Here is a 21,398-nt window from a genome sequence, read left to right on the forward strand (position 1 = left end):
TAATTTATGAACACTGGTCTCGTTCGACCGGAATTCCACTCTTAATTGCCACCTGCGCGCTTCTGCAAATCATCAGAGCCGGTATTGCGCTGGCGGGCACCCTTCACATTCTGGTTACCGAAATTATACGTGAAGGTCAATCTGAACTGGCGGCTTGGCCACTCGGAACGCACTTTGAAATCGATATCCTTGTACACCGCCGTACCATTGAAGCGGTTGGTCCAGAAGATGTCGTTCACATTCAAGCGGATCGTTCCTTTTTTGTTCAGAATGCTCTTTTGCAGACCTGCATTGATCATTCCCATTGGACGGGCTGCGTATAATCCGTAGAACTGGCGGCTGTTGTACCATCCCGAAAGCTCAGCGGACCATCCCTTTCCGATCGTAAACTGATTGCTGGCGTACATATTCCACGATACCTGCTTGATTTCGAGCTGTTGTTCGAGATAATATGATTTGTAATGGTTGTACACCCCCGTAAAGTTCGCCTGCACTTGCCACCATTTAGTAACCGGTACCGGGAATGAGACCGTCAGGCTGATGTTGTCCTGGTTGTCAAGATTGTCCGACGTTACGAATGTTTTGTTCTCCGAAGCGATCTGCTGGGGCAATTCATCCGCGATCATATCCTTGATACGGCTGTAAGCCAGCGTGGTATTGAGTGCATTTTTGTAAACGTGTACCAACTGGAACGAATGCGTGTATTGTGGTCTCAGGTTCGGGTTACCGCGCTGGAAAGTGTACGGGTCGAGGTAAAACTCGAACGGGTTTAGCGACTGGTAATTCGGACGGTCGATCCGGCGGCTGTACGACAGGTTCAGCACGTTGTTGGTATCCAGCTGGTTGGAGAGGAACACGCTCGGGAAAAAGTTTAGATAATTTCTGTCGCGTTTCTGGTTCAACGTCACCGAGTTACCGATCGAATGCGTATGCTCTGCACGTACACCGAGCTGGTATTTGATTTTTTTCGAAAAGGCCCCCGCATAGTTCGCATAAGCCGCATTCACGTTTTCGGTGTATTTGAAGCGGTTGGAGCGGCTTGGATCAAGCTGCCAGCTATCGACGAAGGTTTCAAAAACCATATCATTGTCCGAAGTCACGTAGCTCGATTTCAAGCCGGTTTCGAATTTCCCTTTGCCGATTGTCTGCGTATAATCCAGCTTCGCCATGGCGATATTGATGTCCGAAGGCATATCGTTGCGCACGGCTTCCGTCGCCGCCTCGTCGGGCGTGCCGTTGGCATTGAAATAGCGGGTATCCAGGTCGCTTTTCTTTTTGCCGCCGTAATGCACGTAGTCGAGGTCGAACGTCAGTTCCTTTCCTTTGTCGTTGAACTGGTGTTTCAGGTTCAGGTTGGTACTGACATTGTTCATTTTGCCGCCATTGAAAACGTTGGTCCGGAAAGTCCGCTGAAGGCTCAGGTCTTCGTTCAGGATGCGGGTGTTAGTCTGCCCGAACGGGTTGCTCCAATCGTTGTAGAAACCGGAAACCAGTACGCCCACCGTGGTTTTGTCCGTTGCAAAGTAATCGATGCCGGCGCGTACATTATAGTATTCCGATTCATTGATCCGCTCCGTTTTCTGGTCGAAAATCGTCACCTTATCCTCGTAGGGAATGGTGCGGTAGATGTCGTTGTTGTTAAATCCTTTGTTATAAAATGCGCCTGCGCTGATGAATGAGCTTACTTTTCCAGCCCGGTGATTCAGCGTTCCGTTCACATTCGCACGACCGTATTTCGCCCACGCGCCGCCGAGGTTGATATTTCCGTTGGTGCCGTAGTTTTTGTTACGCTTCATTTTAATATTAATGATCCCCGAGTTCCCGGCCGCGTCGTATTTGGCCGATGGGTTGGTGATCAGCTCAATTTTCTCAATATTATCGCTGGGTGTGTTGCGCAGCAGCGTGATGAGTTCTTGTTGGGATAAAAAAGTCTGTTTGCCGTCAATCTGAACGATCACCCCTTCTTTACCACGCAGTTTCAGTTGCTCATTCTGCTGATCGACCGTCACACCGGGAGCGCGTTCGAGCACTTCCAAGGCCGTTGCGCCAGCGGACACAATGCTGTTTTCCACATTTACCACCGTCCGGTCGATCTGCTGTTCGATGAAGGGTTTTTTGGCAACGACGGTCACCTCGTTCAGCGACTTTATATCCGTTTTGAGGCTGACAGTAGGAAGGTTTACGGGAGCGTCTTTCACCTGGAATGGGTCGCTGTAAGCCTTTTGATAGCCTACCATCGAAATCAGCGTCAGATATTTACCGGCGGTAATCTGATCGAATGCGTACTTGCCATCCTCGTCGGCGGCAATCCCTTTTACAAGCACCGAATCTTTGGCTTGCAGCAGGAGAATATTCACAAACGGGAACGGCTGCGACTTTTCATCCAGCACCGCGCCGGTGACTTTTCCTTTTCCGGTAAGAGGCTGGGGAGCTTGTGCGTGCACAAATCCACTGCCCAGCAGCAGCGCTGCAGTTAGGTTCATTAAGGTTTTCATGGCTAATAGTTGAAGTTCAGCGTACCGGTGGGTGAGTTGTCCATTGGGTACACTGCAAAGATAGGTACTTGGTATAACATAGAACCTTTGATTACATAAAAGGTTCTAATATTATATAAGTGGTGTGTGTCTATCTTTCGGTTTATAGATACAAAGGGATAAAAGGAAGTTGCATATAGGTCGGAAAAAAGTTTAAACGGTTAAATAGCGGTTTGAGCGACAGAAATGGCGAAGTTTCAACTTCATTTTTTGCTTTTCCCCCAATCTCCCTACCTTTGCGTTTTAGATAGCATATATATATGACTGAACAAATTCTGATTTTAGATTTTGGCTCGCAGTACACCCAGTTGATTGCACGCAGAGTTCGCGAACTGAATGTTTATTGTGAAATCCACCCATACAACAACTTCCCCGAACTCACTCCCAACGTCAAAGGCGTAATTCTTTCCGGAAGCCCCTGTTCGGTAAGGGACGAAGACTCTCCCCGGATCGATCTCGATAAATTTCGCAAAACAATCCCCCTGCTGGGTGTATGCTACGGTGCGCAATTGCTCGCGCAGGAACTGGGCGGCGATGTGAAACCTTCGCAGCACCGCGAATACGGCCGCGCACGCCTGGAAATCGATGATACCGATTCCTCATTGCTCGCCGGTCTGTCGGAATCCTCGCAGGTATGGATGTCGCATGGCGATACGATCGTTCGTGCGCCTCAGAACTTCCATGTGATCGCTTCGACGGAATCCGTGAAAGTGGCTGCATTCAAAGTGGAGGATGAATTGACTTATGGGATTCAGTTCCACCCGGAGGTAACACACACCACCGAAGGCAAAAAGCTGTTGCATAACTTCGTGGTCAATATCTGCGGTTGCAAGCAAGAGTGGACTTCCGAATCTTTTGTAGAGCATACGATCGAACAACTCCGTCAGAAACTGGGTAATGACAAAGTTGTAATGGCCCTGTCGGGAGGAGTGGATTCTACGGTTGCCGCGACGCTGGTTCACCACGCGATCGGTCAGAATTTATACTGTATTTTCGTAGATAACGGCCTTTTGCGTAAGGATGAATTTGAGCAGGTGCTGCATTCTTACCAGGACATGGGCTTGAATATCAAAGGTGTGGATTCCAAATCACACTTCTACAAGTCGCTCGACGGATTAAGCGATCCCGAAGCAAAACGCAAGGCCATCGGAAAGTCGTTTATCGATATTTTCGATCAGGAAGCACATTTGATCGAAGACGTGAAATGGCTCGGACAGGGTACTATTTATCCCGACGTGATCGAGTCCGTTTCCGTGAAAGGCCCTTCGGCGACGATCAAGTCGCACCATAATGTAGGTGGTTTGCCCGATTTCATGAAATTGAAAATTGTAGAGCCACTGAACACCCTGTTCAAAGACGAGGTTAGAGCGGTTGGACGCACCCTGGGTATCGACGAAAAGATCCTCGGCCGTCACCCATTCCCGGGCCCGGGTCTGGCGATCCGTATTCTGGGTGAAATCACGGCCGAAAAAGTCGCGATTTTGCAGGAGGTCGACGCCATTTTCATCGGCGGTCTTCGTAAATGGGATCTTTATAAAGACGTTTGGCAGGCAGGTGCGATGCTCCTGCCCGTTCAGAGCGTAGGCGTAATGGGCGACGAGCGTACCTACGAGAGCGTAGTAGCGTTGCGCGCGGTAACTTCGGTTGACGGCATGACAGCCGACTGGGCGCATTTGCCGTACGACTTCCTCGCAGAAGTTTCGAATGACATTATCAATAAGGTAAAAGGGGTGAACAGGGTCGTTTACGACATTTCATCGAAGCCACCGGCTACCATCGAGTGGGAATAACGAATACGAAAAAAGCGGACACCAAGTCCGCTTTTTTCATTTGTTGTATCGTCGAAAGTCGTCAGGATCGCCCGACGCCACGGCTCAATAAGCTTAACACGAAAAGAACGAGGAATACGAAGAAAAGAATTTTAGCAATTCCGGCTGCACCTGCGGCTATTCCGCCGAATCCAAGGATACCGGCTATGATAGCGATAACGAGAAATATTACGGTCCATCTAAGCATGATTGACAAGTATTTAGGTTTTTAATTATTGATTTCTGATTCAATAACTACCAAATATGTGCCAGCAGCGCATAACCCCTCCAAATGCTCTAAACGGCTGGAATCGCTTAAAAATGAGGTTTTTTGTGGAGAATGATGCACAGTTTCAGGGGATTCCGTTAATTTGCGGTTTAATCAAATTACGAACGTTCGAATGAAGTTTAATTTAGCTGTGCTTTTGCTGGTCGCACTCGCGTTCCGGGTTTCAGCACAAAGTGACCGTTGGCAGCAGCGCGCGAAGTACCAAATGGAGATTGATTTTGATGCTGTCAAACACCAGTACAAAGGCACCCAAAAACTCGTTTACACGAACAATTCCCCTGATACGCTACAAAAAGTTTTTTATCATTTATATCTGAACGCGTTCCAGCCGGGCAGCCAGATGGACGTCCGCTCACGGTCGATCAGCGATCCCGATTCCAGGGTGAAGGACCGTATTTCCAAATTGTCGCCTGCTGAGATTGGCTATGAAAAGGTGTTGTCCCTGAAACAGAATGGCAAGCCGTTGAAATACGAAGTGGTAGGGACTATTCTCGAAGTCACTTTGAACGAGAAGATCCTCCCAAAATCGCAGCACACTTTTGAAATGGAATTCGAAGCGCAGGTACCCCTGCAAATCCGCCGAACCGGCCGCAACAACAGCGAGGGGATCGACTACTCGATGGCACAGTGGTACCCCAAAATGTCGGAATACGATTATGAAGGCTGGCACGCCAATCCTTATATCGGGCGCGAATTCTACGGGATCTGGGGTGATTTCGATGTGAAAATCACCATGGACGCCGCCTATACCATTGCCGGGACGGGCTATCTGCAAAATCCGGAAAAAATTGGCCACGGCTATTCTACCAAAAATGTAAGCCACAAACCCGGCACGCGGCTAACCTGGCATTTCATTGCACCGGAAGTGCACGATTTCATGTGGGCGGCCGACCGCGATTACCAGCACGACGTCGTGAAAGTAGACGATAACCTCGATCTGCATTTCTTCTACCAAACCGACACGCTGGCGAATGTGTGGAGGCAAATGGAGCCGCTCGCGGTACGATCGTTCAAGACAATGAACGAACAGTTTGGGCGCTATCCTTATAAGCAGTATTCTGTGATCCAGGGAGGCGACGGCGGTATGGAGTACCCGATGGCGACGCTGATCACCGGCCGGCTGAACCTCCATGCATTGACGAGCGTGACAGTCCATGAATCGATTCACAGCTGGTTTCAGGGCGTTTTAGCGACAAATGAATCCAAGTACCCGTGGATGGACGAAGGTTTTACGACCTACGCGCAAAATATCGTGATGTCCGAACTCTTTCCCTCAAAAGGAGACCCGCAACGGCCCGCTACTACCAGTTACCGTAGTCTGGTAAAGTCAGGTACCGAAGAGCCGCTCACCACTCATTCCGACCACTATAATACCAATAAGGCGTACAGCATTGCCAGTTACAATAAGGGCGCCGTTTTCCTGAACCAGCTCAATTATATCATGGGTAAGGAAGTATTTCAACGCGCCATGAAGCGGTATTTTAATGAGTGGAAATTCAGGCATCCCAATCCGACCGATTTGAAACGGATTATGGAGAAAGAATCAGGGCTTGAACTCGACTGGTTTTGGGAGAATTTCGTAGGAACCACTAAAACGATCGATTACAGCATCCGTGAAGTGGTGGCCAATGCAGCTAAAACCGACATAGTACTGGAAAGGGTCGGTCAAATGCCGATGCCGCTGGATGTGGTGGTAAGCTACAAGGACGGCACGCAGGAGAATTTCTATATTCCGCTTGAAATCATGCGGGGCGAAAAGAATGAGAAGTTATATTCGAAAACCACCCAAATGGCCGACTGGGGCTGGACTTATCCTGAATATTCCTTCACCATCGAACGGAACATTTCCGACATTCAGACCATCACGATTGATCCCAGCCAGCGCATGGCCGACATCGACCCCGATAATAATATATGGCCAACCGTCCCTGAAACCACGCCGCGTTTCAAGGCTTCAAAAGTGAAGTAACTACCGTCCGAACCGAAAGGAGGCACCGATGCGCCATCCCATACCCTGGAAATGAGGGCCATGGAATTGCGCAACGGCCTCCAACCGGACGATCCGCATGATATTGTCAATTCCATAAACTGCTTCCGAATAGTTTCGCATCGTGGGTACACGCAGGTAATGCAGCTGCAACGTCTCCGAAATGCCCGTCACGCGCAACGCCTGCACGCGTGTGAGCAGGAAATGCTGCATCGTCCAGGTGAGATGTGTCTGGAAAAACCACTTTGACGTACTGTAACGGTAATAGGGCAGCATCCGGAACTGATCGGGCGGATAGACGTACTGGAAGAAGAATTCGTTGCCCATAAAATGCTGATAATCGGGAAAATACATCTTTTTTGTACTTAAAAATCCACCTCCGTTGACCAGGTACTCAAGGTTGCTGCGCGGGCCGAGGCTCAAATCCTGCCGGATGGTACCTTGCAGCATGGAATAATCGGAATCCCCCCAAAAACCAAGTCCGCTTTTGTAATTGACAACAAAAGCAGGTCCCCGACTCCTCAGATACCGTTTTTCGCCGTTCCTTATCAGGTATCTTCTCCACGGCCGCAATGTCGCGGTTACATCGAGTACCCAGGCATTATGTTCCGGAAAGCCCGTATTATCCAGCTCGCGGTTAATGGGTCGGTTGGGCGTAAACCCGAACTGGCTCCAAAAGATGATCGGCCGGGCACTTTCCTGGTTGAAAAGCTCTTTGCGATGCTCGAAATCCAGGCTTGCATTCAGGCTGAGAATGTCACCGATATTGCGAAGCGTGTATTGAACGTGGCCGTATTGTTTTTGATACACCTTCATCAGGCTGCGGTCGACAAAACGTGCGGCAACACTGTTCGGCAAGGGCGGAATCGGGTCGCGGTTATTAATCTGTGAAGCCATTTCCCCACCTGCCAATTCCAGGTTCCAGTTTTTACCCCCGACATTGGTTTCCAGATTGCCATACAGCCTCTTACGCCCGAACGAATAGCGTACGAGCGGCCGCACGCTCAGGTATGACGATTTTTCCCAGCGTTTCTGCCATTCAGTTATAAAATTGATGGCATTACCCTCGACTGAATTATAGCTAATGGACAACAGCGGGCTTTTGAAATAAAAAGAATTCCGGTTGCCCAATGCATACGTATTGCCAAGGACCAGGTGCACGGGCTTGAAATGCGTCGAATCGGGCTTGGTTTTGACCCTGATAGAATCCTTGACCACTTTAATGCTATCCTGCGTCACGTAGCTCGAAACTTCCGATTTTGTGAGCGGAATAGGGCGCAATGCCTGCCAGTAGATAGTATCGCGTTTGTTGGCCATTGAATCTATCACAATAGAATCCTGCCGCACGAGCCGGTCGTTGCCCAGTTGTTCCTTTTGTTCCTTTTTTTGTTGCTTTTCGTATTGTTTGGTGAGTTTCCTGAAATTTTTGGTTGAAAACTCCTTTTGTGCCAGGATGAGCTGTTCGAGGTCTTTGCCTCCTTTTACTTTGGGCGCTTCTTCCTTTTTATGATCGGCGATGTTGATATCCTCCCGCAGGCCGGGATCCACATCGAGTTTTTCATAGGTCAATGAAACGAGGTACCGGAATTCCCCGGCGAAGCCGAGGTAACTGCCGTTCAACCGGAACTGTTGGTTAACGGGAATCCATACGCCCTGAACGGGACTGAAAATCTGTTTGGCGGAAATGTTCAGGCCGCTGGTAGTAGTTTGCAAATCGTAGCTATGGATTGCCCAACGGTCTTCGAGTATAAAAAGACTTCCTTTGAAAACCCCTTCACCGTAGGCTTTCGGGATCACTTTGATCTTGTTGACAATCTCACCTCTTTCTTCGAAGTACCCTTCATATTCGAACTTATAGTAGGCGAACGACTTAGGCGATAGAGGCGAAATGGTACCGGCAATTTCGGGGCTGTACAAACTGGCCAGAATGTACTCGTTTGGAGAAGGAATGCTGTTGTCGAGGCTATTACGTGTGGAAATAATGTGCTGACTGTAGTTATTCGGTCGCCGGTATTTGATCTCCGCCACACTTTCGTTCAGAATGGCTTTACCCAGCTGCACACCCTCTTTTTTTAGCCTTTTTTGAAGCAGGAAGGGGATTTTGGTGGCTACCCCTGTGCTTCTTGAATACACTTTCGCCGTATAACCGCGTACCTGCAATTGGTGAAAGCGTGCCTTAGCAATGGCCCGCCGCATAATGCTGTAAGCCGGGTCTTCCTTTGACTTTCCGACGGTAGCCTCCTGCAAGCTCAGCGCCTGCTCTTCCATGGTCACATTCAACTCCGTAAAATCGTTGCCGATTGTGAGGGTTTTGGAAATGCTTTTAAAACCCAGATACTGAAAAATGATCTCGTAGTTGCCCGGTGCAAGACTGAACTCGTATTCGCCTTCTTCATTGGCCATCGTCCCGTTGCTCGTACCTTTTACGGCGATGCCTGCGTAGGGGAGAGCCTCGCCATTTTGTGTGGTAATGCGGCCCCTGATCCCGCCGGCCCGGGAGATTTGTTGCACTACCAGAAAGAGCATCAAGAATGCCAGAAAGCGCATATAGTCGGGTGTAAAGTGCTGATAGCGGTGGTTGAGGGTCTTGTATTTTTATGCAACAAATTATCGCAATTAGCACAAATTACATGACATTCCAGACCAGCGCTATCTACTTTACTTATAGAACCGTACCAGCAATAGGGCGAGACATAAAAAAGCGGCATGCCGGAGTGCCGGTATGCCGCTTTAGACAAAATATTTGGGATCTAGTCACATTCGCCGTCGATGGTGCAATTTGCGCCATTGGCCAGGCTCACGAGCGGCTTTGGATTCGCCTTTTCCCACTCGCCGAATGATTGCTGCAATGCGCCCAGGAATGTTTCGGTATGTTGTGCGCCGGAAACCGCGTATTTGCGGTCCAGTACGAAAAACGGAACCCCGCGTGCGCCCACTTGCTGTGCTTCGTAGATATCCCTGCGGACGTCCTCGCTGAAACGGGTGCCTTCCAGAACGGCTTTCAATTCAGCGGCATCGAGGCCTATCGCTGAACCGAGTTCGATCAACGTATCGTGATCGGCCGTGTTTCTGCCATCCGTGAAATACGCTTTGAACAACTGTTCCTCGGCGGCATCGCCCAGGCCTTTCGTTTTGGCAAACTGCAAAAAACGGTGAGCATCGAATGAATTCGCCAACACCGCTTTGTCCATATTGTATTCCAAACCCACCTCGGCAGCCATATTCGTCACATAGTCATTCATTTGCTGTGCATATTCAGGCGTCCAGCCTTTAGCTTCGGCCAGGTACTCGTTAATGCTTTTACCCGGTTCGGTTTTCATTTGAGGATTCAGCTGGAAGCTTTTCCACTCCACCTGGATTTGGTCGCGTTGCGGAAACTCCGCCAGCGCACTCTCAAAGCGCCTCTTGCCGATATAGCAAAACGGGCACATTACGTCACTCCATATTTCGACTTTCATAATATCACTTGTTCGTAATTGTAACATTTGGAGGGGAGTGGTGTATTGTCATGTATTGTCATTTTTAGTCATGTGTTGTCACGAGTTGTTCTACCAATTCCTGACTACTCTTGACCATTCCTGACCGCACCTGACTACCTCCTGACCGCACTTGACTACCTCCTGACCACACTTGACCATTTCCGACCTTCAACCTCCCGTTAAGGATAATGTCAGATCGATATGAAAAGTTCTTCATGCGGGCGGCGGACTTTCTTGGCATTCACATACGGGTCTTTTTCGGCATCGCGGTAGCCCAATGCGAGGATCACCACGCTGCGGAGCCCTTTTTCACGAAGTCCGAGTATTTCATCCACTTTGGCCGCGTCAAAGCCTTCCATTGGCGTAGCATCCACTTCTTCAGTAGCCGCCGCCACAAGCCCGTGGCCCAAAGCGATGTAGGCCTGGCGTGCAGACCAATCAAAATTCACATCTTCGCTGCGGCTGAGGATGCCGCCATTAATGCTGCTATGAAATCCCGCCAGCGATTCGATGCTCACATTCCGGGTGGAAGCAACCAGCTGGAGATAATCTTCTATGTGCTGTGACGTCACCTTTTCCCACGCGGCGAAAATCAACAAATGCGAAGCATCGGGAATTTGCGCCTGGCGGGTTGCTGCTTCATGGTAAATTTTATCTTTCAACGCCTTGTCCTCGACGATTACAATGTTGTAAGGCTGCAAACCCACAGAGGAAGGCGCCAGTTTGATCGCTTCAAGGATATTGTCCAGTTTTTCCTGAGGAATGGTTTGTCCGTTCATGCGTTTAGCCGCATAACGCCAGTTCAATTTTTCTATTAACTCGCTCATTTTTATCTAAGTTTGATGTGCCGTTGACTAAACGACATGCAAACTTAATTAAATTTACTATACATTTGTAAGTAGTATACAAAAGGATAGTGAAAAATTCAGCTATGGGAAAAACAAAGGAAACGAACCAGCACACCCTTGACGAATGCACGAAGAGCATTCTGCCTGTGCGCGATGCACTGGAAGTACTGAGCGGCAAATGGAAGCTGCCCATTATCATATCGCTCATGTTCGGCAACAAACGCTTTTCGCAAATTGCCAAAGAGGTGCCCGGTATTACCGACAAAATGCTTTCAAAAGAGCTGCGGGAATTGGAATCGAACGAACTCGTAAAACGGACCGTGTACGGCTCGATCCCCGTTGTCGTGGAATATTCTTTAACCGAATACGGGCATTCATTGAAAATTGTGATCAAGACGCTGCGGGACTGGGGCGTGGCGCACCGGAAGCGGATGATGGTGGAAAGTTAGAGCATTGAAAAGCAGCCCCCGGCTGCTTTTTTTGTTGCTGGGTAAGTTTGATAAATGATCGCTGCTGGTTGCACATCGGATTTCCGATGCTAGGGGCGATTGGTTAAAATGCGGGCAACTGTCGGTTTTGGGTGGTCGTTACATTTTAACCTCTGTCGGGAATGAATAAGCTGTTTTTGGTAATTGCATTACTATGGTGTTCCCCGCAGGTATTCAGCCTTTCCGTAATGGGAAGCCACCTTGAATGGGAAACCATACCCGGATCAAATGAGCGGTACAAGGTAAGGTTAACGCTCTGTCTTGATGCGACAAGTATCGAATTGGCGCAACAGCAACAGCGTATTTACCTTTTTAAGAATAACAGACACTGGGAAACTGCTAAGCGATGGGTCTATTTTGACTCATTTTCTCTGGAACGAACATCTTCCATAGAAATAGATCAGGATACACTTGCTTGTGCGGGAGCCGGTCACTGGGAGGACTTTGATGGTCAAAGGCGTGTTTACCGGAATGTCTACGAAAAGATACTACAACTTTCCGACTTGTTGATGATATTTACGAGTGACGACATTGTTGTAGCATGGCATTCCACTGGAACTCGTGACGGTAAGGATACCAATTTTATCAATTCTGCAGGTAAGTTTGAATGGGTAACGACCTTCATTCCTCCGATAGCCGTGAGTGGCCAAAGTATACGGAACTCGAGTCCGATAATCGGAGATATAAACACTTTCTTTGTTTGTAGGGATGACCTTGTATCTATTAAAGTCCCAACTGTTGATGCCGATGGTGATAATCTCAAATACAAGTTATCGAAGCCAAGTATGATTCTTACAACTGGCGCGGGCAAGTCGGATGAGGTAATAACAGTTGGTGATTTGGATTGGGCAAATGGTTACAATGATCAAAATCAGGTGCAAGGCACCCCAGGGCTTACGATCAATGAAAATACCGGCGAAATAACAATTAAGGCTGATGAAGCAGGTCAATACTTGATAGGCATCTCCGTCGAGGAATATCGAAATGGGCGGAAAATTGGCTCAGTTAATTTCTATTATACCCTCACGGTATTGGATTGCAACGAGCAGCAAGTTCTTGACAAAAGTATTTACAAAGACACTACCTCAATCCAAACCCTAACCATCTGTCAGGGCTCGGAAGCGATACTAAGTTCCAAACAAACCTTCCCCGACCCGCAGCCCGAATTCCAATGGACGAGAAACGGCAAAACGATCTGGGGCGCCAATGAACAAAGCATTACCATTTCCGAAGCAGGCGAATACCAACTGCTAACATCCAAAATAGACGGTTGCCCCGATTCCTTCGAATCGGAAGCCGTGCGCGTCAGTGTCATCTCATCGGGAGCGGAAATGGATAGCATTCCGCCTATTTGCGATACTACGCTGTCAATCGCATTGCATGCGACTCCACCGGGCGGGACGTTTGAGGGCACAGGCGTAACCGGCAGTACGTTCGATCCCAAAATTGCCGGTGAAGGAATGCACGACATTCAATATGTGATCGAAGGCTCAGAGGCATGGCCGGCTGCGGTCGCGAAGCGTGAAGTAGTTGTAAGTCAGGCGCCGAGGCTGGATTTGCTGGATGTCCTCTATACTTCCCGTGACAAGCCCATTCTCATTGGTGTCAAAGATTCGCTGAATGTGGCCTATCGCTGGACTCCGCCCGATTATTTGAACGACGTCACCTATGCCAATCCCATCTCTACACCTTCCGCAGATATTACCTACACGGTAACGGCCACAAATGCGTATGGCTGCGTGGGTAGGCGGGAGGTCAAAGTAAAAATCACCGAAAGCATTCTCATCCCCGACGCATTCACGCCGAACAAAGACGGCATTAACGAAATCTGGGAATTGAAAGGCATCGAAGGTTATCCGAAATGCCATGTGACAATTTACAACCGCTGGGGAGAAGTGATATTCCATTCAATAGGCTATCAAAATGCGTTTGACGGAACGGTCTCCGGCGCGCTGCAAATGCCCGGCGTGTACGCGTACAAAATCCGACTGACGGAGCACGGTCCTGAACTAACCGGCTCGCTGATGTTAATTCATTGATTTTTAGCTATAAGCAAAAAGAGCAACCCGCTAAGGTTGCTCTTTTTAAATGCCTAATTCAGCAGAAAAATCATCCCAGCTGATTAATGCAGTTCAAATCTTCGAACGCCACTTTCAGACGGGCGATCATGCTTTCTTCGCCTTTGCGTAGCCATACGCGTGGATCGTAGTATTTTTTGTTGGGCGAATCTGCACCTTCGGGGTTGCCGAGTTGTGATTGCAGGTAGCCTTCTTTGGATTTATAATAGTTGAGAACACCTTCCCAGGTCGACCATTGCATGTCGGTGTCGATGTTCATTTTGATTGCGCCGTACTCGATCGCTTCGCGGATTTCTTCGCGGGATGAGCCTGATCCTCCGTGGAATACGAAGTTAACGGGCAGGTCGCCGGTTCCGAATTTCTGCTTGATGTATTCCTGTGAGTTACGGAGGATTTTCGGCTCCAGTTTTACATTACCTGGCTTGTATACCCCGTGAACATTACCGAATGCAGCTGCAATGGTGAAGTTAGGGGAGATTTTAGAAAGTTCTTCGTAAGCGAACGCCACTTCCTCAGGCTGCGTGTACAGTTTCGAGCTGTCAACGTCAGAGTTATCAACACCGTCTTCCTCGCCACCGGTTACACCGAGTTCGATTTCGAGTGTCATGCCCAGTTTCGCCATACGCTCGAAATATTTAGCGCAGATCTCGATATTTTCCTCGATAGGCTCTTCCGAAAGGTCGAGCATGTGCGAGCTGTACAATGGCTTACCATATTGATCGAAATAACGCTCGCCCGCATCCAGCAAACCGTCGATCCACGGAAGGAGTTTTTTCGCGCAGTGGTCGGTGTGGAGGATTACCGGAATTTCGTACAATGCCGCCATCTGGTGTACGTGCATCGCGCCCGAGATACCGCCTGCGATAGCCGCCTGCTGGTTGGCATTGGAAAGGCTTTTTCCTGCATAAAATATAGCGCCGCCATTCGAAAACTGAATGATAACGGGGCTGTTTACCGCTTTGGCTGTTTCCAGGACCGCATTTACCGAGTTGGTACCTACCACGTTAACTGCCGGAAGGGCGTAGTTGTTTTCGTTGGCATGGCGGAAAATTTCACTAACTCCATCGCCGGTTACAACACCGGGTGCAAAGCGTTTTGTCGTTTCGCTCATAGTAATAAAGGATATTTTTTCAAGAATTAATTTTACAATTCAAGTGTCGGCCCTGAATTGCACGGCAATCCTTGCAAGTTAGCTATTTTAGGCAAAATGGCCGAGTTATGTATGGTTTATTCTGCATTGAAACGAAGATTAATCCAGCGTTGACCGTTTTGGCGCAATCTGTGTATCTTTGAAAATCATTGCAAAAAATGGGGCCGCTGTCCCGTATGTTTAAGAAGAACCTTCATTAATGAATTCCAAACTGATCCGGACGATTTTCCTGGCCCTTGCATTCGGCTTTCTCGCATTGTGGGTGCTCGAATTCCGGCGCGCCGGGCTTTTAGAGAGCTACTGGCTGCTACTGTTGTGCGTTGTTTGCTTTTTGCTATTTCAATTCAGCCGGTTGAAAGCTGCTACGCTTGCAAAACAAGCGGGTGAATCCCAGCCGACCGTGAAAAGCAGCCTCTCCAAACCTGGTAAAAAACCGAAGAAATGAACCTGATATTCCTGGTTACGACCATTTTATTCTTCATGCTGGCCGGCTATTACGGGGCCGTACGGTCGGTGTTGCTGGATGTGTGGATCGACCGGTATTCCCTCCGGCACGAAAAGAGCGAGCAGGTGGAGCAGACACTCTACTGGCGCCGCATTCTGCGGATGATACGCCTGCTGGCCGTCGCATTGGGCTGCTTTATGGGGGTAGTCACGGTATTTCCCTTGTTCGAATTGAATACAGGCACCCAAAACTGGCTGTTGATCATCGCTTTGTTTGGGGCGCTGGCGGTTTTGTGGATGAGCAGCTATTCGAGTTGGGTCAAAATCGGGCGGAGCTTTCCGAAAGTGCTGGACCTGAAAGCATTTCCCGTCCGCTTCGGAGAATGGCTGATGACGCCCCTGTACTGGGTGATCGAGCCGTTTGTGAAGGAAAACATATTGTCGCCCTCGCTACGCGACGATATTATTTCTGCGGACGATCCCGATTTCGACGACCATAGCATTGAAGAGAAGATGTTTATCAATGCATTGGATTTCAAAGATTTGCGTATACGTGACTGTATGATCCCGCGTACGGAAATTTCGGCTGTAAATGTGAATGCGAGTATCGAGGATCTGCGAACGGCGTTTCTTACAAGTGGTCATTCCAAAATCATTGTACATAAAGAATCGGTAGACGAGGTACTGGGCTATTGTCACGCATTGTCGCTGTTTAAAAAGCCGAAAGAAATCAGCAGCATCATTACGCCCATCCTGATCGTGCCCGAGGCTATGCCCGCGCGTGATTTGATGCTCCGCTTTTTGGAGGAGCGCAGGAGCATTGCATTGGTAGTGGACGAATTTGGCGGTACGTCGGGGCTCGTGAGCGTCGAGGACGTGGTGGAGCAGATTTTCGGGGAGATCCAGGATGAATATGATACGACGGAAGACTGGACGGAACGCCAGCTTGACGATCACACATACATGCTCAGCGCACGTCACGAACTCGATTATCTGAATGAAAAATATGGCTGGGAGCTTCCCGAGGGCGATTACGACACCATTGCCGGGATGCTGATCCATTTCTACGGCGATTTGCCCGACGAAAACGATGTCGTGGAGATACCGCCCTATTCTTTCCAGATCGTTTCCGTTCAGGATACGCGCATTGAACTGGTGAAACTGACGATAGAAGACCGGAGATCCGAACGCAGCGGTCATAATTAATCCGATTTTATCCACCTTAAAACCATTTACATGATCAGATTTGCCCGGATTTTAGTTTTAATACTGCTTTTCCCGATCATGACATTTGCCCAGCAGGCAAAGCTCAAATCCGAGGTTGAAATCATCAGCAAGCAAGCTAGCGGTATTGTGGGTGTAGGGGTAATGAATTTTCAAACAAAGGAAACGCTGCTGATCAACCAGGACCACAAGTTTCCGATGCAGAGCACATTCAAGTTTCCGCTGGCCATGGCCATACTGGATCTTGTGGATAAAGGGAAATACAAACTGGATCAGAAAATTCACGTTAAAAAAGCTCAGCTCGACGAGGAAACGCATAGCCCGATGCGAGACAAACGTCCGAATCAGGATTTTGATATTACCATCGGCGAACTCCTGAGCTACTCGGTTTCCGAAAGCGATAATAATGCCTGCGACATTCTTTTCGAACTTGCGGGCGGGACCAAAAAAGTGAATGACTATATTCATTCCCTGGGCGTGAAGGATATTGCGATCGTTGCTACCGAAAAGGAAATGAAAGCAGGCTGGGACGTGCAGTATACCAACTATGCCCGGCCTTCGGCTTACCTTCAATTACTGCAAATCGCGTATGAGCGCAGGAAACTGTCGAAAGCGAGCCACGATTTTCTCTGGAAAACGTTGACAGAAGGCCCTACCGGCTTGAAAAGGATCAAAGGACAGCTGCCGAAAGGCACCGTAGTGGCGCATAAAACGGGGACATCCGGTACGAACAAGGGCATAGCAGCCGCGACGAACGATGCGGGCATTATGGAGTTAGCCAATGGGAAGGCCGTTGCGACAGTCGTGTTCGTTTCGGACGCGACTGCGGATTTGGACACGCGCGAACTGGTGATAGCCCGGATTGCGAAGGCCGTTTGGGATTATTACGGCAATAAATAACGAAGAACTTTATAAAGAACCAGTGCGGATTACAGTCGAGAAAATAGGGAAGAAGTTCATCAAAGAGTGGATTGTCAGGAATGCCAGCTTCGAGCTCGCTGCTGGTGAAAAATACGTATTTGTGGGTCCGAATGGAAGCGGGAAATCGACATTGCTGCAACTATTGACCGGTATGATCCCGGTTTCGGAGGGTAAAATCGCTTATACCGATCATGCCGGTAAGGAAATCGAGACCGACCATTGGTATAAACACATTGTAATCGCGGCGCCTTATCTGGAACTGATCGAGGAGTTTACATTGCGGGAGCAGATCGAGTTTCATAACAAGTTCAAGCCCTTTAAAAACGGCATTTCGGCAAAGGATTTTGAAGATTTTATTCAGCTTCCGCATGCCAGCGGGAAAATTATCCGCCATTTTTCCTCCGGTATGAAGCAAAGGGTGAAACTAGGGCTCGCATTCCTTTCAGATGTGCCGGTGGTTTTTCTGGATGAGCCAACAACTAATTTGGATGTGCAAGGCATCAATTGGTACCTCGATCACGTAATGGCTAATACGCAGAACCAGTTGGTTTTACTAGGTTCAAATGTGCAGCAGGAATACGGATTTTGTGAAAATATCATCTCGGTTTCTGCGTTCAAATAGAAAAAACATGCCGCGCGGACTATGCAGAAAACTTTACGGCTTCTCTTCATATTGTTTCTGATCATCGTCCGCACAGCCGACTATTCCCGGGCTGCTTCGGCCTATTTTATCGAAAACAAAGGGCAATGGGACAAGGATATCCGCTTCCGTGCCGCTATCCCGGGTGGTTTCCTGTTTTTGAAAGAACATTCCCTGGTTTATGTACTTTATGAAGGTTCGAAAGTCGCCGCGATGCATGCGAAGGGACATAGCCCTGCTGCGGTGGCACGGGAGGACGTGTCAGCTATTCGTGCGCACGGAGTGGAAGTATCTTTCCTGAATGCGTCTTTAAATGTCCGATCGAAGCCCTTAAAGGAAAGTAAAGGGCGTTTCAACTATTTTTTCGGAAATGACGGCAGGACCTGGGCAAGTGGCGTGAAGGGTTACGAGGAGGTTATTTACGAAAATATTTACCCGGATATCGATCTGCGCATTTACCTCAACCAGGCGAAGCTCAAATATGAATTTATCGTGAAGCCCGGCGCCGATGCGTCCAGGATCAGCTTCCAATACAAAGGCGCCGATAAGGTGTCGCTCAATGCGTCCGGGCAGATTGAAATCAAGACTACGGTAGGGGATTTCAGGGAAGCGCAGCCCTATTCGTTCCAGCCCGCGAGCAATGCCCGTACGACGGAAGTGCTCTCCACATTTCGCCTTTCCGGTGATAATATCGCCCATTTTGAACTGCCGGCAGGTTACAACAAATCATTACCGCTCACCATAGACCCGGAATTGATCTTCTCGACCTATTCGGGCTCTGAGGCCGACAACTGGGGCCACACTGCGACGTATGATGGGGAGGGTAACCTGTATTCGGGCGGTACGGTGTTCGGTACCAATTTCCCCGCCACGTCGGGTGCTTTTCAGGTCAAATTTGAAGGAACTGTCGACGTCGCGATTATGAAATTCAATTCTGACGGTACCGACCTGCTTTATGCTACCTTTCTCGGCGGCGACAATACCGACTTGCCGACCAGCCTGATCGTCAACAGTAAAAAGGAGCTGCTGATCCTCGGGACAACATCCTCGAAAGACTTTCCGATCCGAACCAACGCCTCGCAAACCGCATTTGGCGGCGGAACCCGCACAACGCCCATAGCAGGGCTCGAACTGGTCAACGGCAGCGATCTGTTTATTTCCAAACTCAGTTCCGACGGTACGCAGCTTACGGGCTCCACATTTGCCGGTGGAAGCGGCAATGACGGCGTTAGTGTGACGGATAATGTGACGATCCGAAATTATGGGGACAGCTTCCGCGGTGAAATAGGGTTGGATCAAAACGATCAGGTGTATGTCGTTTCATCAACCAATTCGGCCAATTTCCCTTTGAAGAATCCTGCACAAGGCAAGCTCGGTGGCGGACAGGATGCTGTTGTCCTGAAATTTTCGGCCGGCCTGGATCAGCTTCTTTGGTCGAGTTACCTGGGCGGCGACAAATGGGACGCCGGCTACTCGTTGAAGGTGGCCGCCAACGGAGAGGTATATATTGCCGGAATTTCACAAAGCGGCAATTTGCCGGCAAAAGCGGGGGCCTATCAGGCAACGCTCAAAGGTCTGGAAGACGGGTTTGTGGCCCGTTTTGTCAATGATCAGCTGTCTGCATTGAGCTATCTGGGTACAGACAAGGAAGACGGAGCTTACCTGCTCGATATCGATCAGGCGGGGCAGGTGTATGTTTATGGAACCACGACGGGCAGTTATCCGGTTAGCCAGGGCGTTTACCACAATGCGAAAAGCGGGCAGTTCGTGCACGCATTGAATGCTTCATTGTCCCAAACCATTTTTTCCACTATCATAGGCTCAGGCCGTGGCACGCCGGATATTTCGCCTACGGCCTTTCTGGTAAGCGAATGCGGGAATATTTACCTGGCAGGCTGGGGTGGCAATGTCAACAGCGGCACCGGCAACAACACAGCCAGCAGCACAACAGCCCTGCCGGTTACCGACGACGCCATTCAGCCTACTACGAACGGCAATAACTTTTACATCGCGATTCTCGAACAAGGGGCTAAATCACTGCTTTATGCCACATTCTTTGGGAGCCTTAGTCGCGATACCCGCCTGCAAGGCGATCATGTCGATGGCGGTACGAGCCGGTTCGATAAAAACGGCATGATTTACCATGCCACCTGCGCCTGCGGAGGTAGCCATTTTCCTGCAACCCCGCAGGCATGGTCGGAAACCAACAATAGCGATAACTGTAACAATGCGGCATTCAAGATCGATATCGATCGGTTGAAAGCGGACTTCGACGTTTATGCCGGGAAAACCAAAGACGTGCTGCGGGGATGCGCGCCGCTGGAACTGACATTCGTCAATACGAGTGAAGGCGGCGTGGACTACATCTGGGAGGTCAATGGAAATACAATTTCGAGGGAAGAGGGGCAGTCGGAATATGCTTTTACCAAACCGGGTGAATATACCGTTACGCTCACGGCCTATAACCGTTTGAGCTGCAAGCGAATGGATGTGGCTGAAAAGAAAATCGTTGTCGAGACGCTGGCTACGAAAGTAACAGGCGATACGACGGTCTGCGAAAACAGTACCGTGAAGCTGAGCGCCAGCGGTGGTACGCAATACAAATGGTCGCCAGCGGCCGGGTTGGATAATGCGAACATTGCGGCGCCGGTCGCGACGGTTAAAGAAACAACCGAATACACGGTGGAAATCAGTAATGGGGTAGGCTGTAAAGTGACACAGCAGGTAAAATTGGATGTGGAGAAAAAAGCAGACTTTGTGGATATGCCCGATACGGAGGTTTGCCAGGGGGCGACTGTAACGCTTACCGTCTCGGGCAACGCTCCTCAATATAAATGGCATGCCACGACAGGTTTGCAGGAGACAACAGGCAAATCCGTCACCGTAAAACCGACGCAAACGACTTCTTACATTATCGAAGGCATATATGACGACGGTTGCCGGCCGCTTCGTGAGATTACAGTCAAGGTTGACCAATCCTATGCGCCCGATTTTGACGTAGCAAAGTCCGGTGGTGCCTGTAACGAGCCGTATTCCTATTCATTCACCAGCAAAGGCGGAAGTGCCCAGCGCTACGAATGGAATATGGGTACCGGTAATCCCATGACCGACCGGGAAGTAAAGAACTACATTTACGAGATTCCCGGCGAATACACCATCACACTCACGGCCTACAATGCAGCCGGCTGCTCGCTGACGGCCTCCAAAAAAATCAGTGCCGAACCTGCATTTACATTAACCAACGTCATTACCCCGAACGGAGACGGAAAGAACGACTTTTTCATCGTCCCCGTCGCCTCGTCCTCGCTGGAAGTTTTCAACCGCTGGGGGAAATCCATCTTCAAAACCGCCGACTACAAGAACGACTGGGGTAAGGGCATTGCCAATGGAACTTACCTTTATGTAGTCGACACACCGCAGGGTAATCACTGTAAAGGTTGGGTAGAAGTGCTGGAATAAGAGGGCTTTGATTGTTGTGAGAGAGGTGTTAACTTTATGTTGATCATTC

The 21,398-nt window shown here is 49.3% G+C and carries 15 protein-coding genes; 9 read left to right on the forward strand and 6 right to left on the reverse strand.

All coding sequences use genetic code 11. The annotated features are described in order from the left end of the window. Positions 1-41 precede the first annotated feature (41 nt). The gene (locus AAHB90_RS01950) at positions 42-2,483 is read right to left on the reverse strand and encodes an outer membrane beta-barrel protein (RefSeq protein ID WP_342083219.1); all 2,442 of its coding nucleotides are present in this window, start codon (positions 2,481-2,483) and stop codon (positions 42-44) included. 311 nt (positions 2,484-2,794) lie between these two features. Here AAHB90_RS01950 and guaA point away from each other — a divergent pair, with 311 nt between their 5' ends. After that, positions 2,795-4,324 (forward strand): glutamine-hydrolyzing GMP synthase, encoded by a 1,530-nt coding sequence (gene guaA / locus AAHB90_RS01955; protein WP_342083220.1) that lies wholly within the window; start codon positions 2,795-2,797, stop codon positions 4,322-4,324. A 61-nt stretch (positions 4,325-4,385) separates the two neighbouring features. Here the strand turns inward: guaA and AAHB90_RS01960 are convergent, their stop codons facing one another. Further along, positions 4,386-4,550 (reverse strand): DUF1328 family protein, encoded by a 165-nt coding sequence (locus AAHB90_RS01960; protein ID WP_083769210.1) that lies wholly within the window; start codon positions 4,548-4,550, stop codon positions 4,386-4,388. 193 nt (positions 4,551-4,743) lie between these two features. On the opposite strand from AAHB90_RS01960, the gene AAHB90_RS01965 reads away from it, so the two are divergent. Next, entirely contained in the window at positions 4,744-6,600 is a 1,857-nt protein-coding gene (locus AAHB90_RS01965; RefSeq protein ID WP_342083221.1) for a M1 family metallopeptidase, read from the forward strand. Here AAHB90_RS01965 and AAHB90_RS01970 read toward each other — a convergent pair whose 3' ends face one another. The 3 genes from AAHB90_RS01970 to AAHB90_RS01980 form a co-directional block, all read right to left on the reverse strand. After that, positions 6,601-9,165, reverse strand: a complete 2,565-nt coding sequence (locus tag AAHB90_RS01970) for a DUF5686 and carboxypeptidase regulatory-like domain-containing protein (protein WP_342083222.1) — start codon at positions 9,163-9,165, stop codon at positions 6,601-6,603. A gap of 203 nt (positions 9,166-9,368) precedes the next feature. Further along, positions 9,369-10,076, reverse strand: coding sequence for a DsbA family oxidoreductase (locus AAHB90_RS01975; protein ID WP_342083223.1), 708 nt, complete (start codon positions 10,074-10,076; stop codon positions 9,369-9,371). Positions 10,077-10,288: 212 nt separating this feature from the next. Then, positions 10,289-10,924, reverse strand: a complete 636-nt coding sequence (locus AAHB90_RS01980; protein ID WP_342083224.1) for an NAD(P)H-dependent oxidoreductase — start codon at positions 10,922-10,924, stop codon at positions 10,289-10,291. Positions 10,925-11,028: 104 nt separating this feature from the next. Here AAHB90_RS01980 and AAHB90_RS01985 point away from each other — a divergent pair, with 104 nt between their 5' ends. Both AAHB90_RS01985 and AAHB90_RS01990 read left to right on the forward strand, forming a co-directional pair. Then, on the forward strand, positions 11,029-11,394 hold the full coding sequence (locus tag AAHB90_RS01985; RefSeq protein WP_342083225.1) for a winged helix-turn-helix transcriptional regulator: 366 nt from the start codon (positions 11,029-11,031) through the stop codon (positions 11,392-11,394). An 824-nt stretch (positions 11,395-12,218) separates the two neighbouring features. Beyond that, positions 12,219-13,472 carry a T9SS type B sorting domain-containing protein gene (locus tag AAHB90_RS01990; RefSeq protein ID WP_342083226.1) on the forward strand — a complete coding sequence of 418 codons (1,254 nt, stop codon included), beginning with the start codon at positions 12,219-12,221 and terminating at the stop codon, positions 13,470-13,472. Positions 13,473-13,542: 70 nt separating this feature from the next. Here AAHB90_RS01990 and fbaA read toward each other — a convergent pair whose 3' ends face one another. Further along, positions 13,543-14,622: a class II fructose-bisphosphate aldolase gene (fbaA, locus tag AAHB90_RS01995; RefSeq protein WP_342083227.1), complete on the reverse strand. Its 1,080-nt coding sequence runs from the start codon at positions 14,620-14,622 to the stop codon at positions 13,543-13,545. 238 nt (positions 14,623-14,860) lie between these two features. On the opposite strand from fbaA, the gene AAHB90_RS02000 reads away from it, so the two are divergent. The 5 genes from AAHB90_RS02000 to AAHB90_RS02020 are packed head-to-tail and all read left to right on the forward strand — an operon-like array spanning position 14,861 to position 21,349. After that, a complete protein-coding gene (locus tag AAHB90_RS02000; RefSeq protein WP_342083228.1) occupies positions 14,861-15,106 on the forward strand; it encodes a hypothetical protein in 246 nt (81 codons plus the stop codon). After that, positions 15,103-16,311 carry a hemolysin family protein gene (locus tag AAHB90_RS02005; RefSeq protein WP_342083229.1) on the forward strand — a complete coding sequence of 403 codons (1,209 nt, stop codon included), beginning with the start codon at positions 15,103-15,105 and terminating at the stop codon, positions 16,309-16,311. Before AAHB90_RS02000 ends, AAHB90_RS02005 begins: the two co-directional genes overlap by 4 nt. 30 nt (positions 16,312-16,341) lie before the next feature. Beyond that, the gene (gene bla / locus AAHB90_RS02010; RefSeq protein WP_342083230.1) at positions 16,342-17,229 is read left to right on the forward strand and encodes a class A beta-lactamase, subclass A2; all 888 of its coding nucleotides are present in this window, start codon (positions 16,342-16,344) and stop codon (positions 17,227-17,229) included. Positions 17,230-17,251: 22 nt separating this feature from the next. Next, complete coding sequence (locus AAHB90_RS02015) at positions 17,252-17,872, forward strand: ABC transporter ATP-binding protein (protein WP_342083231.1); 621 nt, start codon at positions 17,252-17,254, stop codon at positions 17,870-17,872. Positions 17,873-17,893: 21 nt separating this feature from the next. Further along, positions 17,894-21,349, forward strand: a complete 3,456-nt coding sequence (locus tag AAHB90_RS02020; protein WP_342083232.1) for a DUF7948 domain-containing protein — start codon at positions 17,894-17,896, stop codon at positions 21,347-21,349. The last annotated feature ends 49 nt before the right edge of the window (positions 21,350-21,398 follow it).

The sequence above is a fragment of the Dyadobacter sp. OTU695 genome (assembly GCF_038440355.1).
In the GTDB taxonomy this organism is placed as follows: Bacteria; Bacteroidota; Bacteroidia; order Cytophagales; family Spirosomataceae; genus Dyadobacter.